Here is a 14,181-nt window from a genome sequence, read left to right on the forward strand (position 1 = left end):
GAATGCGTGTTGTATTGGCGACCTACGGGTCGCGCGGGGACGTCGAGCCGATGACGGGGCTGGCGCTGCGGCTAAAGGCTCTCGGCGCCGAGGTGCGGATGTGCGCGCCGCCGGACTTCGCGGAGCTGTTGGACAGTGTCGAGGTGCCGCTGAGTCCCGTCGGCTGGCCGATCCGCGCGCTGGCGACGGGGGCGGTCCCCGGCAAGGCGCAGGCGGGCCTGTCCGGCATCGCCGCCGAACTGACCGCCATGGCCTACGAGGCGGTCGCCGGGGTGGCCGAGGGCTGCGCCGCGGTGGTGGCCACCGGCTCGTTCCCGGCCGCGGCCGGTGCGCGGGCGGCTACCGAGAAGCTGGGCGTGCCCTATGTGTTCACGTCCTTCTCCCCGTGCTACCTGCCGTCGCCGCATCACCCGCCTCTCCCCCGGCCGGGCCAGGTGATCCCCGCTGAGGTGACCGGCAACCGGGAGCTGTGGGACCTCCACGCCGAGCACATGAACGCGCTGCTCGGCGAGACGATCAACACCCACCGGACCTCGATCGGCCTGCAGTCGGTCGACGGCATCCGCGACCATGTCTTCACCGACCACCCGTTCCTGGCGGCCGACCCGGTCCTGGGCCCGTGGCAGCAGACGCCCGAGCTCGACGTGGCACAGACCGGCGCATGGATCCGGCCGGACCAGCGCCCGCTCCCGGCCGGCCTGGAGGCGTTCCTGGCCGCCGGTGCGGAGCCGGTGTACGTGGGCTTCGGCAGCATGCGGGTACGGGACGCGAACGCGCAGGAGGTCTCCCGGGCCGTCATCGAAGCGGCCCGGAGACAGGGGCGCCGCGTCGTGCTCGGGAGCGGCTGGGCCGACCTGGCCCTGATCGACGACCGGGACGACTGCTTCGTCGTCGGCGAGGTCAACCAGCAGGCGCTGTTCCGCCGGGTGGCCGCCGTCGTGCACCACGGCGGCGCGGGCACCACGACGACGGCGGCCCGTGCCGGGGCGCCGCAGGTGATCGTGCCCCAGGTCGCGGACCAGCCGTACTGGGCGGGCAGGGTAAGCGAGCTGGGCATCGGCACCGGACACGACGGTCCGACGCCGACCGCCGAGTCCCTGTCGGCCGCACTCAAGATCGCCCTGGCCCCCGAGATCGGTGCCCGCGCGGCCGCCGTGGCCGAGACGGTCCGCACCGACGGGGCGGAGCTGGCCGCGAAGCTGCTGCTCGACATGGTCGGCCGGAGCGGGTCCGCGGGCTGATCCCCGGAGGTAACAGACGTAGGCACCCCGGCCGGTCTCCATGCCCTCATCCGGTAGCACCGTTGAGCCACGCGTAGCGGAATCCGTCCGGTCCGGAGACGATCCGGCCGGCCGTGGGCTCCGGGAAGTGGGCCGGCAGCACGATCACGTCCCGGTCCGCGAACTCCGACCACAGCCGCCCCCGGAGGGAGCGCGCCCGCTCCGGGTCCTGGTCGCCCAGTTGGGCCAGTTCGGGGTGTACGAACTGCAGCGGGTGGTGGACCACGTCACCAACGATGACCGCGCTTCGGTCGCCGGATGTGACCTCGACCACCAGATGGCCGTCGGTGTGTCCCGGCGCCTGGCGTAGGGTGACCCGCTCCTGGCCTCGCTGGTAGACGACGTACGGCGGCTCGACCAGTTCGGCCTGGCCCGAGCGGGTGACCGGGAGCACGCTGTCCTCGAACATCCTGGCCAGGTCGGCGGCCACCGGGTCCGCCGGAGCCGACTCCCACAGCTTGGCGAGTGTCTCGAACTCGGTTCGGTCGAACAGGTAGCGGGCGCGCGGGAAGGTCGGCGACCACTGCCCGTCGGCCAGGCGGGCGTTCCAGCCGCAGTGATCAGGGTGCAGGTGGGTGCTGACGACGATGTCGACCTCACCGGGGTCGACCCCGAGCCGATCCAGGTGGTCGGTGTGGAAACGGTGGTGCGCGAGCAGGGCAGGTCGTTCCTTGTCGTTGCCGTTCCCGGGGTCGACCAGCAGCGTCAGGCCGGGCGCGCGAACGACGTAGCTGTGGATGCTGAGGATCAGCCGGCCGGTGCCCGGCTCGACGCAGTTGTCTCCGAAGCGCCGGCCCGCGTCGGCGACCTGCTCCGGGGTGATGTCGGGGAACAGGTCACGCGGGGCGAACGCCCACCGCTCCAGTTCGGTGGCGCGGTGCACGGTGATCGCGCCCAGTTCGATCGTCCGCATCCGCCTCACCTCGCCGTACCGGACGCGAGGTGGCGGACGATCGCGTCCCGCACCCGTTGCCCGGCGGCGAACTCGGCTGCCGCGGCGGTCTCGTTCACATAGGAGATGATGCCGTTCTCCCAGGTGTCCATGCCGTTGCTGATCTCGGCGGAGTCGTGGCTGACGGCGATGCCCGCGACCGCGCCGGCGTCCAGGGCCCTGATGCCGGCGATGCCGGAGCCGTCCTTGCCGATTCCGGCGTCGTTGAGGACGACGCAGTGGCATCCGTGGCGCAGGCCCACCTCGCCCGCCGTGCGCCCGCCGTTCGACCCGGCGACCACGATGTGATCCCGGTCGGCGGCGGTGGCGAAGGAGATGCTGTCCATGACGACGACGTTCCGGCCGAGATGCTCGAACACAACTTCCCTGAACACCTGCTCGCTCGGCCTTTCCCCGTCCCGGCTCACGTTCCCGCGGAGTCCGGTCCTGTCGCCGAGCGGACGTCCACGATCACCCGTCAGGAAGTCCCTGAGCTGGTCCTGAAGTCGTTTCCCCACGGTGAACCCTGCCCGCCTGGCCGTGTCGTTGACGTAACTGACGACTCCGGCCTCCCAGGCGTCCAGTCCGTCCCCGATCCGGGCGGTCTGGTGCCCCACGGCGATGCCGACGATGCCGTTGCGGTCGAGGTCGCGCAGGCCGGCGACGCCGGACCGGTTCTTGCCGAAGCCCGCGTCGTTGCAGACGACGCAGGCGACGCCTCGCCGGCGGACGTATTCGCCGGCGCTCATCCCGCCGTGCGATCCGGTGACGATGGTCTGCCCCGCGTCCTCGGCGGAGGCGAACGAGACCGAATCCATCACCAGCACCCGGCGAGCACCCAGGTCGAACACCACGACCCGGCCGTCGCCCTCATCCGCCGTCTCCGACGAAACCGTCATAGCGTCCTCTCGATCTCGGTGCCGCACCCGTCCGGCGTACCGGCCCGGGGCGTTTCAGGTCGGGATTCACGCTAACCACGCGGTCTTCGAAGGTCATCCGGGTACGTACGGATCCGCGGCCGGTTACCCCGTCTCCGTATCCGTACGTACCTCCGGTCGGCCGGAGCCGTTCATCTCAGCCGTCTTGGTCCACGGTCAGAACGACCTTTCCGCTGAGCTCACGATCGTGGTACCGGCGGGCGATCCCGGGCAGTTCCCGCCAGGACGCCTCGGTCTCGACGGGCATTGTCAGCCGCCCGTCTCGTACCAGCCCGAGCAGCCGGTCCAGTCCCCCGCCGGCGGACCGGTCACGTAACTCGGTACCGAGGAAGAACCCGTAGAGCGTGGCCGCGCCGCGCTGGTAGAAATCCCAGGGCTGGAACGTCGTCGCGCGCTCCGCCGCGTTGCCGTAGAGCACGCACGTTCCGTCGACCTCCAGCCCGGCCAGCGACCGGGCCAGTGAGTCCCCGCCCACGGACTCCAGGATCAGATCGAATCTCCGCGGCAGCGGATGATCGGCGAGCACCACCTCGTGCACCGCGTCCAGGGCCGCGGCCTGTTCCTGGCCGCGCACCGAGGCATACACGGTCGCGCCGGCGGCGGCCGCCAGCTGGCAGGCGAGCCGCCCCACTCCCCCGGACGCGCCGGTGACCAGCACCGATCGCCCGAGCAGCAACCCGCCGCGCTCCAGTGCGAACAGCGCCGTCAGACCGGCCACCGGCAGACAGGCCGCCTCCACCAGGGAGACCTCGTCCGGCACGACGGCGAGATCGGCCGTGCGCACCGCGACCCGCTGCGCCCAGCCACCGCCGCCGAGACCGGCGAAACCCACCACCCGGGTGCCGACGGCGGGTCCGGATCCATCGGCGGCCGCGCTCGCGACGACTCCGGCCAGGTCCCACCCCGGACGCCAGCGGCGGGCCGGGGCGAGCGATTCGCGCACCTCGCCGGCGTTGAGGGAGAACGCCGACACCGCCACCACGGCGTCACCCGCGCCCGGTCGCGGGGGCGGCACCTCCTCGATCCGCATTCCGCCGGGGATGGCAGGGTCGGAGACCACCGCACGTATCATCATCTGCTCCTTTGGAGATTGCCTGTTGTTTTCAGCCCGCCGCCGGGAGCGTGTGCTCGGGGGCGTTGGCCAGGGTAGGGGCGAGCAGGATGCCGCAGCGGTCCCGGATCGCGGCCATTGCACCCCGATGACCAGCTTCTTCATCACGACCTCCAGCTGCGCGGTTGTCGCATCCTCATCGGCCGATCACGAAGCGGCAATGGAGCCGTCCCGATCATCGGGACGCCAGGTCGGAATCATCGTCACGACAGCGGCGGCGCCGGGTTCGTATAGGCCGTTCATCGGCCGAGGCCCAGCACCGGGCGCACCACCGACGCATCGCGGGCCAGGTCGTGGGAGATCCCCAGGGCGCCCGCACGCACCGCCGTGTCCACCCGCGACAGACTGATCCGGCCGACCGGACCCGAGATCGCCAGCGCGCCGAGCACCGCGCCGTCACCGTCCCGCACCGGCGCGGCCGCCCCCACCACCCCCGCGATGGACTCCTGCCGGTCGAACGCCACCCCGGAACGGCGGATCTGCGCCAACTCGGCGAGCAGCGCCGACGGATCGGTTATGGTGCGAGCGGTCAGCCGGGGCAACACCCCGCCGAGAACTCCCCGCACCTGGTCCGCCGGGGAGAAGGCGAGCATGACCTTGCCCGAGCAACTGGCATGAGCGGGCCACCGGCCCCCGACGCGCTGCGGCAGTCGGCGTCCGCGGTCTCCCCGGAATATCTCCACGTAGACGACCTCGACCTCCTCCAGCACCGCCAGCGCCACGTTGTGCCCGGTCGCGTCGTGCAGGTTCACCATGTGCGGCCGCGCCGCCTCCACCAGGCCGTTCGCCCGGGGCGCCGTCTGCCCGAGCTCGAACAGCAACAGCCCGATCCGAAAGGCACCGCCCGCCTGCTCCAGCAAGCCCACCCGCACCAGCTCATGCACCGCCCGGTGCACCGTGGACTTGGGCAACCCCGTCCGCCGGGTGAGCTCCGCGATGCCCAGCGCGGAGTCCCCCTTCCGGAACTCCTTCAGCAGAACGGCCGCACGCCCGATCGCGCTGACCTCACCATCGTTCCGATGAGCGGGACTCACCCTCGCATCGTACGCAGCACTGAGAGGTTCTCAGCTGGTGGCACCCCAGGTGAGCGAGAGGCCGGTGGCGGCGCGTTCGGTGCGGATCTCCATCATGCTGCCGAGGATGGTGGCATGGTCGGACACCACGGGCGTGGCGTCGGGCGTGTAGGTGATCCGGGTGCTGACCAGCACCGGGCTGCCCGGCGGCTCGTGGAGGTGGCGGGCGGCGGCGGGGTCGAGCAAACCGGGCCGGACCACCTCGGACGCCCGGGCGACCGTCACTCCCGCGTCGGCCAGGGCCGTGTAGAGGGAGACGGCGGTGAAGTCGCGGTCGCGGATCTGGTCGGCCACCGGCCGGCGGACCCAGGACACCTGGTGTACGGCGGGACGTCCCGCGAACTCGCGGACCCGCTCCAGCCGCAGGGCGGTGTCGCCGGGACGCAGCCGCAGCTCCGCGGCGATCCGGGCGGTGCCGAAATTAGCGGTAGCGACGATCTTGAGAGCTATCGCAGATAGTGGCTGATTTATCTGCAATAGCGTCGGTGCCGTCTTGGGGTGCCGGTGAGAACGCGTCGCACGGCCCAAACCGGGAGGATCGAGCTGGTGGCTGCTGCGCGCCCGTTACGTTCGTCGCCCACCAGGACTTCGCCCCCGATCCGGGGCCGTGGACGCGGGGTGGGATCTTATGGCCCCCTGTCAGTGGCTGCTGAGAGGGCGTCAAGGTGGCCGCTTCTGGTCGCGTTATTGGCGGGAGAGTGCGCGAGTGAGGCCTGCCAGGATGGTCGTTGCGAGGATCCACCCTGCAGTGATCATCGCCGCGGCGAGCCACTGTTGTGCGCCGCGCGGGCCGAAGGCGCTCTCCTGTCCGAAGCTGATGATCGGGAGGAGCAGGTCCAGGGTGTAGAGGAAGGCGTTGAAGGGGGGAGCCTCGCCTGGCTTGAAGGCCGGTGGCTGGTGGGCGGTGAAAACGACCGTGCCGATAAGGAGAAGGGCTGCGAGCCAGAGCGCAGCGCGGAAGGGTCGGTAGCCGTACCCGACGGTCCAGTCCTGCGCATATCCCCACAGCCGCACCCCGAGCCGCCGCCCCGACCGGCGGCGACGCTGTTTGGCCAGCAGCACGTCCCGAGCAGCCTCATCGTGGCCCTGCCGGCGGTAGACGGCGGCCAACTGCTCATAGGGTTGAGGTTGGTAGGCCTCCCTGGCCAGCCAGTCAAGTCGCTCCTGGACAGGCAGGGGAGCCTCCAGGCCGTCATAGGTGAAGCCGTTCATCAGGACGTGAGCAGGCCACCGGCTGGGAACGTCATCGAGCACGCCGACCCGACTGTGGCGAAGGTCGACGGCCCGCAGCAGTTCCGTCTGGGGCCCGATCTTCAGCGAAGCCGCTTCTACACCACGAAGGTGAAGGTCACCGTCGATGGTGGTCTCCGCAAGGCACAGTGTGGCGGCGATCCGGGAGTTCCTGATCGAGACGTCTCCCGTGGCCGTGAAGCCTTCGCAGCAGTCGATGCCCCCGCCCGCGATCACCTCCCACAGGGACAGAACCCGCCCGCCGGGATTACTGAGGGCGGCACCGTGAAAGTGCAAGCTGCCCTCGATTCGGGCGTTGATGAGCACGATCTCCCCGTCGGCACGGAAGCCTTCGCTGCAGCTGAGCCTGCCGGTGACCCCCAGCCGACGCAGGGAAAGCGCCGTCGCACCCGGGTTGGCCAACGTCCCGCCGTCGAGGTTGACCGATCCGCGGACCTGGGTGGAGTCCAGAAAGACCTCTCCGCTCGCCACAAAACCTGGTGTGAGCCGCAGTCCGCTGCCGATCTCCATCAGCGGCGCGTTCAGCGCGCGTCTTCCCGGATTGGCGAGGCTCGCCTGCGCGAAACGGAGCGAACCAGCCACGCGGGCTCCGCGCAGAAGGACTTCACCTTCGGTCGAGAAGCCGTCATCGATGCGCAGCCCGCCCTCGACACTGAGTCTCTCCGCGTTCAGGGCGATGCCGTCCGGGTTGGACAGCCGGGCTCCGCTGAAGACGCACCGGCGCCCTATCCGGGCGTCCTGCACGCTCAGCTCCCCCCGCGAGCGGAAACCGCGGGCACACGACAACCCGCCGTCGATGACGACCCCCTCGGCGGTGAGGCTGAAGCCGCCTGACCGCCCGACCCGTGCGCCATCGAGGGTCATCGTCCCGCCGATCCTGGCGCCAACAACGCGTAACTCACCGTCGATGACGGCGTTCGCGCACAGAAGATCACGGTCGACAATCAGGCCGTCGGCATGGACGGCCTGAAGTGCGTGGATCGCTGCGCCGCTGAGATTCAGTGTCCCGGACACGTGGGCCCCGGCGAGCTGGATCGGGCCGGCCATCTCGCAGCCTTCCAGGCGCAGTGCCCCGCCGATCACAGCGTCTACGGCCTGCAGTCCGGGTGCCCGGGAGGCCGCGAGGTCCACCAGGCCGGTGCGGGCCCCGGTGAAGACCGGCGTTTCCTCGAACTCGCACTTGGTCAAGATCAGAGGGTGTTGTACCTCGGCGTACGACAGGTCCAATCGGCCCACGATCCGGGCGCCGGACAGGTGCATGCCGGGCGTCTGCCCTGCAAGGCGTTCCCGGGCGCCGAGCAACATCCTGGCGATGATCGCAGCCCGAACGGGGGCGCCGGGAAGATCCACAGGACGCGCTGCGGGAAACGCCTCCCAGAGGGCGAGTTCCGGCTCGGACAGATCCTCGATGATCACAGGGCACTCCTGGAAGAGTCGTACGCGGCGTTAAGGAGAGCCTCCAAGATCACCACCTGTATTAGCAACCTTCATGCCCGGCCCATCCCTTGGATCGCAAAGTGCGCGATTCGCAGAAATGACCAGTTCTGCGAGAGCCGATCACCGTCCGGCGCATGTCCGGTTTATCCTCGATCTTCGTTCTCAGAACCTCTCGCAAAACATCGTTCTCAGAATGCTCCCTGCGATCCACGCCGGCCGTCAGGACACGGATGTCGTTGCAGAGCGGGCGCATAGGATCGCCGGCATGGCACTGCGACCTGTTCAGGTGAACATCAAGGCTCTTGATGCCTCGGCGGTCGGCCGGTTCTGGGCGGAGGCGCTCGGCTGGAGTGCTTACAGCCCCGGCGTCACCACCTACGTGGGACCCGTCGGCGGCCTCGTTTGGCCGGACCCGGTCGCCGTCGGCGTCGACGTCGTTCCCGTCCCGGGACCCAAGACAACAACAAAGAACCGTGTGCACCTCGATCTCGCCACCGCCTCCGCGGCTCATCAGGCGGAGTTGGTCGCGCGTCTGAAGGCTCTGGGTGCGACGCCTTCCGACGTGGGTCAGGGCGAGGTGCCGTGGACGGTCCTGGCCGACCCGGAGGGCAACGAGTTCTGTGTGCTGGAGCCTCGGGAGGTCTACCGGGACACCGGTCCGATCGCGGCGGTGGTGGTCGACTGCGCCGATCCGCGGGCCATGGCCCGGTTCTGGGGCGAGGCGATGGACTGGACCCTGCACGAGGTAACTGACGATTATGCGGTGTTGCGTTCCGCCAAGGGTGTCGGCCCGTATCTCGAGTTTCTCCGCACGCCCGGCGTGAAGACCGTGCCAGACCGCGTCCATCTTGACCTGCTGCCGTACCCCGGTGACGACAAAGCAGCGGAGGTGGCCCGGCTGCGAACCCTCGGTGCCACCGACCTCGACCTCGGCCAGGGCGACGTCCCGTGGACGTGCCTGGCCGACCCCGAGGGCCACGAGTTCTGCGTCCTCGCCCTGTCCTGACGCGAAGCCTTAACGACAGCCTGGGCGGCGCCGAGGGAGGGTCGATGTGTGACGCTGCGTGAACCCGTACGACGGTCACGTCGCCGCAGCGATGTGGGCGTCGTCACGCGGTGCTTCCTGGAGCGCGCCACAGGCCTGTCGACCTTGGCGCAGAGGGCAACGATCCCGGCGAGGCGTTGAGGGGAGTACATGATTCTCCCTTGCTTTGGGCGTGAAGGAGGAAGGCCGCGGGGCGGTGTCCCCGCACCCTGGTGGTATTGATGTGGCGGTTAGTCCTCGGTGTCGGGGTACTGGAAGACGTCGTCGAGCGGCACCCGGAACACTTGGGCGATCTGGAAGGCCATCTCCAGTGACGGCGAGTAGCGGCCCTGCTCGATGGCGATGATGGTCTGGCGGGTTACACCGACACGGTCGGCCAGCTCGGCCTGCGTCATCTCTCCGTGGGCGAACCGCAGGGCTCGGATCGCGTTGGTGACCCTGGTGGGCTTGGCCATGGGCTAGAAGCCCCGCCGGTACGCGACGATCTTCACGATTGAGGAGGCGAGGGCGGCCAGGACGAACGCCAGGTAGAGCGTATTGGCGATCCAGAACTGCTCGATGTTCGCCATCGCCAGGCCGAGCGGGACGATCGCGGCGACGCTCATCACGTAGAACCCGACGTACTCGCCCAGCCGGTTGATCTGCTTGTCGCGCTCGTCGGTCTTGTCGGCCTCCCTCGGTGAGAGGATCGCGGCCACGATGTTCAGGACGATGTTCGCGGCGATCCCGACACCGATCGCGGTGAGCATCGGCCACACGTAGGCGATCGTCGCCACGTCCGTTCCCGGCACCTTTGACAGGACGGTCGCGAAGTAGACCACGGCTACGCCGACCGCGACCACGACGTAGATCCACGTGCGCTTCTCTTCGGAGGACATGCGCGCTCCCATGTACAACAAACTTGACATAGTCAAAAGTAAAGCAGCGCAGACGTGATGTCAACAAATCTTTACGCCGCCCCGCGGCGCGAGTGGGGCCTTGATCGACAACGGAACGGTCAGTGGCGTTAGCGAGCCGGCGCGAGCGGAGTTACCGCCAACCACCGTTCCGATGTCGGCAGGCGCTGGACGGCCTCGCTGTAGTCCCGGGGAAATTTCCAACGGATTTGCCTGACCTGCGCCGATACAAAGGGTCGGCCGCACAGGGCATCATCGTGGCAGACCAGCCCAAGATCACGCACCGCAACGCTGGGTCTCCAGTGCAACGCAGGTCAGCGGCGGGGTAGCACGCCCAGGAGGGTTGCGGTCAGGGCCAGCTTCAAGTAGTCGTTCAGCTCCAAATGGAAGCGGGCCAGGTCGGGCTCAGCCTGGTAGGCCGCCTGCAGGCTGGGTGGAGGTGTGCTGTACGCCGACAGCGCGCCGGCCATGACCATGGTTTGCAGGCTGAACAGTGTTGCGTTCTCGCCCAACTCCGGCAGGTACTTCCGGATCAGGGCGCTCATGGTTGTCAGGCGGTCCAGGGAGGCGCGCTTGTAGCCTGCCACGACCTCGACGGAGACGTTGTGTTCCAGGACGCTGCCCTGTGCGCCGAAGAGTTCGCACAGCACCACTCGGCCGGACAGTGAGCGACTGAGGATCTCGGCCACCGCTGCGGCTCGCTCGGCCATGGATAGATTTTCGTCGATGCCGGCGGCCAACTCGCCTGCCAGTTCCGTCAGCCACTCCTGCAGGAAGCGGTCCAGCAGTTCCAGCAGCACCGCCTCGCGAGACTCGAAGTAGCGCAGCACGTTCGGCTTCGCCAGGCCTACCCGGCGGCTGAGCTCGTTCAGGGTGACCGCGGCCACAGGCATCTCGTCGAGCATCGCCGACGCCATGTCGAGGATCGCCCGTCGGCGGATCTCCCGCTGCTCTTTGGTCCGCGCCCGCTGGAAAGTCACGATCGCCAGCCTAACTTAGGTACCTGCGGTACTTTGACAACGTACCGAAGGTACCTTAACGTTGTCGGCACAAGATACCTTCGGTACTTTGGGAGTCTGGCATGAGCGAGAAGTGGACGACGGCGAACATTCCGGACCAGCGCGGGAGGGTGGCCGTGGTGACCGGGGCCAACACCGGACTGGGGTACGAGACAGCCAAGGCGCTCGCCGAGCGCGGGGCGTCCGTGGTGCTCGCCGTGCGCAACGTCGAGAAGGGCGAGCAGGCCGGGGCCCGCATGACCGGCGACGTGACCGTGCAGGCGCTGGACCTGACCTCGCTCGACTCCGTCCGGACCGCAGCGGCGGCGCTGCGGTCCCGGCTCGACAGGATCGACCTGCTGATCAACAACGCCGGCGTGATGTACACCCCGAAGCAGACCACCCGGGACGGCTTCGAGATGCAGTTCGGCACCAACCACCTCGGCCACTTCGCGCTCACCGGGCTGCTGCTGGATCTGATGCTGCCGGTGCCCGGCTCGCGCGTGGTGACGGTCAGCAGCACCGGCCACCGCATCCGGGCTGCGATCCACTTCGACGACCTGCAGTGGGAGCGGTCGTACAGCCGGGCCGCCGCCTATGGTCAGTCCAAGCTGGCCAACCTGATGTTCACGTACGAGCTGCAGCGTCGGCTCGCCACGCACGGCACCACCGTAGCGGTGGCCGCGCACCCCGGCCTGTCCAGCACGGAGCTCGCCCGCAACACCCCCGCGGCCCTCCGGCTTCCGCTCACCTGGCTCGCGCCGCTGATCACCCAGACGCCGGCGATGGGCGCGCTGCCTACCCTGCGCGCCGCGACCGATCCCGCCGCGCTCGGCGGCCAGTACTACGGTCCCGGCGGACGCAACGAGGTCATGGGCCACCCCCGGCTGGTCACCTCCAGCCCGGAGTCGTACGAGATGGGCGTCCAGCAACGGCTGTGGGCCGTCTCCGAAGACCTCACCGGGGTGAAGTTCCCCATCGTTCAGTCCAAGCAGAACTCGTTTCCCTCCGGATCGGCCATCACGATGTAGCCGGCCCTGGATACCGCGAACCGGCGGGCGGTGGTGACCCGAAAGGGCGGCGCCCGCGATGTGATCGTGTGGCAGACCGGCACCGCCCGGCTGCCGGCCGGGCGCAAGACCGGCCCGGTGTTTCTCACCGACCACAAGGCGCGCCCCTCGGTGGCGCTGGTCGACGTCCGGAACGCGAGGACTACCTGCGGACGCAGATCGCGCACCGATTAGGTTTCCGCGCCGCCCCCGTCTGTACGTGTGAGATCGACTCACGAGAGGCTGGCACGATGCGGAAACTGATCTTCGCCATGAACGTGACCCTGGACGGCTACATCGCCGCGCCCGGCGACGACCTCGGCTGGAGCGGGGGAGAGGGACCGGACTCCTCGTCAAGCGCCGAGCTGTTCCAGTGGTGGTCCGACCGGGTGGACGCGACGGGCCTGGCGCTGTACGGGCGCAAGCTGTGGGAGACGATGAGCTCCCACTGGCCGACCGCCGACCAGCGGCCCGGCGCCACACCGGCGGAGATCGAGTTCGCGCGCCGCTGGCGGGACATGCCGAAGGTGGTGTTCTCCTCGACGATCGACAAGGTCGACTGGAACACCCGCCTGGTCACCGGCGACGCGGTCGCCGAGATCACCCGGCTCAGGGCCGAGGACGGCGGCCCGATGGACATCGTCGGCGCGACGCTCGCCGGGGCGGCCATGCGGGCCGGGCTGATCGACGAGTACGCGATCGTCACCTATCCGGTCCTGGTGGGCGGCGGCACGCCGTTCTTCACCGCGCTGGACAGCTGGGTGAACCTGAAGCTGGTCGAGACGCGGACATTTCCCGGCGGCGTGGTGCTGACCCGATACGAGACGAGGCGATGAGCACGGGTCGAATGCTCGGCTCGTAAGGCCAGGCCGAGTTCCTTCCTGGCGTGCTCACCGTGACCCTCGGCGATGAGGGAACCTTCCCCGGGCCCTTCCTTGCTTTCCGTGTGAGCTGTTGACCGGCTCGCTGAAGATGAGGACGACGGCGTCGTTGATCGTGACGATGTTCTTCGGGCATAGGGATGCCCCGCCGGCGTTGCCGGCGGGGCGGTGGTGCTCGCGTTGCCGCGTTGGTGTTCAGCTGGTCGGGGTGCTCATTCCGATGTGACTTCGGTGACGCCGGCCCGTGCGCTGGACTCGTCGACGATGGGGACTTGCCTGATCACAGCGTCGCGGGCAGGCTCAGCCATGGTTTGTCGGTGGCGTCGAATCCGGTGAGCTCGGCGATCTTCCCGTCGACGATGTGCAGGACCGCGATGGTGAACAGACGGTATTCCGGGTCGTCGGGGGTGCGGAGGTACAGCGCGGCGGCAGGCATGCGGTTGACCGTCGTGGCGATGCAGCGCCAGTCGTCGTAGCCGCGCTGGAAGAGCCCATTGGAGACCCAGCCGTCCACCGCGTCCTTGGCCGTGACGATCAAGGTGCCCGGATCGGGCAGCATCGCGAAGCGCAGGTCGTCGCGCAGCAGGGCCATCAGCCCGTCGAGGTCGTTGCGCTCATGGGCGTCGATATACGACTTCACCACGCCGCGCTCGTCATCCGACAGCTCGTGCGCGGCAGGGCTCCGCCAGTCGAGGCGGCGGTCGGGCAGCTGCTCGCGCATCGTCACGCGCGCCCGCTGCAGTGCGCTGGTCACCGACGCGACGGTCAGCTCGAGGGCGTCGGCGGCCTTCGACGCCGGCCAGCCGAGGACGTCGCGCAGGATGAACACCGCCCGCTGCCGCGGCGGCAGGTGCTGGACGGCGACGATGAACGCCAGCTCGATCGTCTCCCGCGCCACCACCGATTCCTGCGGGTCCTCCGGGAGCATCCGGTCCGGGTAGGGCTGCAGGTAGTGCACTTCCGAGCCCGCGCCCGGCAGCTCGGCAGGCACGGGTGTGCGGTCGTTGCGCTTCTCCAGGAAGTCGAGGCAGGCGTTCGTCGCAATCCGGTAAAGCCAGGTCCGCAGCGCAGCGTGGCCCTTGAACGACTCCCGCTTGCTCCACACCCGCAGGAACGTCTCCTGCGTCATGTCCTGGGCGTCCTCGTAGTTCGCGAGCATCCGGTAGCAGTGCACCTGCAGCTCACGCCGGTAGCGCTCCGTGATGAGCGCGAACTGTGCTGCGTCAGTTGAGCGGGCCGCCGCGATGAACGCGGCCTCGTCGTCGCCTGGCAGTCTGGCGTCGGTCATGGT

General features: G+C 69.1%; 15 protein-coding genes. 5 read left to right on the forward strand and 10 right to left on the reverse strand.

The features are described 5' to 3' along the window. Nucleotides 1-2 precede the first annotated feature (2 nt). Nucleotides 3-1,241, forward strand: a complete 1,239-nt coding sequence (locus KIP79_RS08775) for a glycosyltransferase (RefSeq protein ID WP_214104190.1) — start codon at nucleotides 3-5, stop codon at nucleotides 1,239-1,241. Between the two features lie 46 nt (nucleotides 1,242-1,287). Here KIP79_RS08775 and KIP79_RS08780 read toward each other — a convergent pair whose 3' ends face one another. From KIP79_RS08780 to KIP79_RS08805, 6 genes are all read right to left on the reverse strand, one after another. Then, on the reverse strand, nucleotides 1,288-2,193 hold the full coding sequence (locus KIP79_RS08780; protein ID WP_214104191.1) for an MBL fold metallo-hydrolase: 906 nt from the start codon (nucleotides 2,191-2,193) through the stop codon (nucleotides 1,288-1,290). Nucleotides 2,194-2,198: 5 nt separating this feature from the next. Continuing rightward, nucleotides 2,199-3,110 (reverse strand): hypothetical protein, encoded by a 912-nt coding sequence (locus KIP79_RS08785; RefSeq protein WP_214104192.1) that lies wholly within the window; start codon nucleotides 3,108-3,110, stop codon nucleotides 2,199-2,201. A 175-nt stretch (nucleotides 3,111-3,285) separates the two neighbouring features. Continuing rightward, nucleotides 3,286-4,224 carry a zinc-binding dehydrogenase gene (locus KIP79_RS08790; protein WP_214104193.1) on the reverse strand — a complete coding sequence of 313 codons (939 nt, stop codon included), beginning with the start codon at nucleotides 4,222-4,224 and terminating at the stop codon, nucleotides 3,286-3,288. Between the two features lie 275 nt (nucleotides 4,225-4,499). Continuing rightward, on the reverse strand, nucleotides 4,500-5,294 hold the full coding sequence (locus tag KIP79_RS49295; protein ID WP_214104194.1) for an IclR family transcriptional regulator: 795 nt from the start codon (nucleotides 5,292-5,294) through the stop codon (nucleotides 4,500-4,502). A gap of 30 nt (nucleotides 5,295-5,324) precedes the next feature. Further along, a complete protein-coding gene (locus KIP79_RS08800) occupies nucleotides 5,325-5,810 on the reverse strand; it encodes a GntR family transcriptional regulator (protein ID WP_250212882.1) in 486 nt (161 codons plus the stop codon). A 207-nt stretch (nucleotides 5,811-6,017) separates the two neighbouring features. Continuing rightward, nucleotides 6,018-8,000, reverse strand: a complete 1,983-nt coding sequence (locus tag KIP79_RS08805; protein ID WP_214104195.1) for a hypothetical protein — start codon at nucleotides 7,998-8,000, stop codon at nucleotides 6,018-6,020. Between the two features lie 286 nt (nucleotides 8,001-8,286). Between KIP79_RS08805 and KIP79_RS08810 the strand changes: the two genes are divergently transcribed. Beyond that, nucleotides 8,287-9,027 (forward strand): VOC family protein, encoded by a 741-nt coding sequence (locus KIP79_RS08810; protein WP_214104196.1) that lies wholly within the window; start codon nucleotides 8,287-8,289, stop codon nucleotides 9,025-9,027. A 269-nt stretch (nucleotides 9,028-9,296) separates the two neighbouring features. Here the strand turns inward: KIP79_RS08810 and KIP79_RS08815 are convergent, their stop codons facing one another. The 3 genes from KIP79_RS08815 to KIP79_RS08825 all read right to left on the reverse strand — a co-directional run bounded on the left by KIP79_RS08815 (nucleotide 9,297) and on the right by KIP79_RS08825 (nucleotide 10,942). Beyond that, nucleotides 9,297-9,521 (reverse strand): helix-turn-helix transcriptional regulator, encoded by a 225-nt coding sequence (locus tag KIP79_RS08815; RefSeq protein ID WP_214104197.1) that lies wholly within the window; start codon nucleotides 9,519-9,521, stop codon nucleotides 9,297-9,299. A 3-nt stretch (nucleotides 9,522-9,524) separates the two neighbouring features. Continuing rightward, the gene (locus tag KIP79_RS08820; RefSeq protein ID WP_214104198.1) at nucleotides 9,525-9,944 is read right to left on the reverse strand and encodes a hypothetical protein; all 420 of its coding nucleotides are present in this window, start codon (nucleotides 9,942-9,944) and stop codon (nucleotides 9,525-9,527) included. A gap of 332 nt (nucleotides 9,945-10,276) precedes the next feature. Further along, nucleotides 10,277-10,942 (reverse strand): TetR/AcrR family transcriptional regulator, encoded by a 666-nt coding sequence (locus KIP79_RS08825; protein ID WP_214104199.1) that lies wholly within the window; start codon nucleotides 10,940-10,942, stop codon nucleotides 10,277-10,279. 101 nt (nucleotides 10,943-11,043) lie between these two features. Between KIP79_RS08825 and KIP79_RS08830 the strand changes: the two genes are divergently transcribed. The 3 genes from KIP79_RS08830 to KIP79_RS08840 are packed head-to-tail and all read left to right on the forward strand — an operon-like array spanning nucleotide 11,044 to nucleotide 12,845. After that, nucleotides 11,044-11,991 (forward strand): SDR family NAD(P)-dependent oxidoreductase, encoded by a 948-nt coding sequence (locus tag KIP79_RS08830; protein ID WP_214104200.1) that lies wholly within the window; start codon nucleotides 11,044-11,046, stop codon nucleotides 11,989-11,991. 30 nt (nucleotides 11,992-12,021) lie between these two features. Next, on the forward strand, nucleotides 12,022-12,204 hold the full coding sequence (locus KIP79_RS08835) for a hypothetical protein (RefSeq protein WP_214104201.1): 183 nt from the start codon (nucleotides 12,022-12,024) through the stop codon (nucleotides 12,202-12,204). A gap of 56 nt (nucleotides 12,205-12,260) precedes the next feature. Beyond that, nucleotides 12,261-12,845, forward strand: coding sequence for a dihydrofolate reductase family protein (locus KIP79_RS08840; RefSeq protein ID WP_214104202.1), 585 nt, complete (start codon nucleotides 12,261-12,263; stop codon nucleotides 12,843-12,845). 325 nt (nucleotides 12,846-13,170) lie between these two features. On the opposite strand, the gene KIP79_RS08845 is transcribed toward KIP79_RS08840, so the two are convergent. Further along, on the reverse strand, nucleotides 13,171-14,178 hold the full coding sequence (locus KIP79_RS08845) for an RNA polymerase subunit sigma-70 (RefSeq protein WP_214104203.1): 1,008 nt from the start codon (nucleotides 14,176-14,178) through the stop codon (nucleotides 13,171-13,173). Between the last annotated feature and the right edge of the window lie 3 nt (nucleotides 14,179-14,181).

Source organism: Acrocarpospora catenulata (genome assembly GCF_018476525.1).
Taxonomy (GTDB): domain Bacteria; phylum Actinomycetota; class Actinomycetes; order Streptosporangiales; family Streptosporangiaceae; genus Acrocarpospora; species Acrocarpospora catenulata.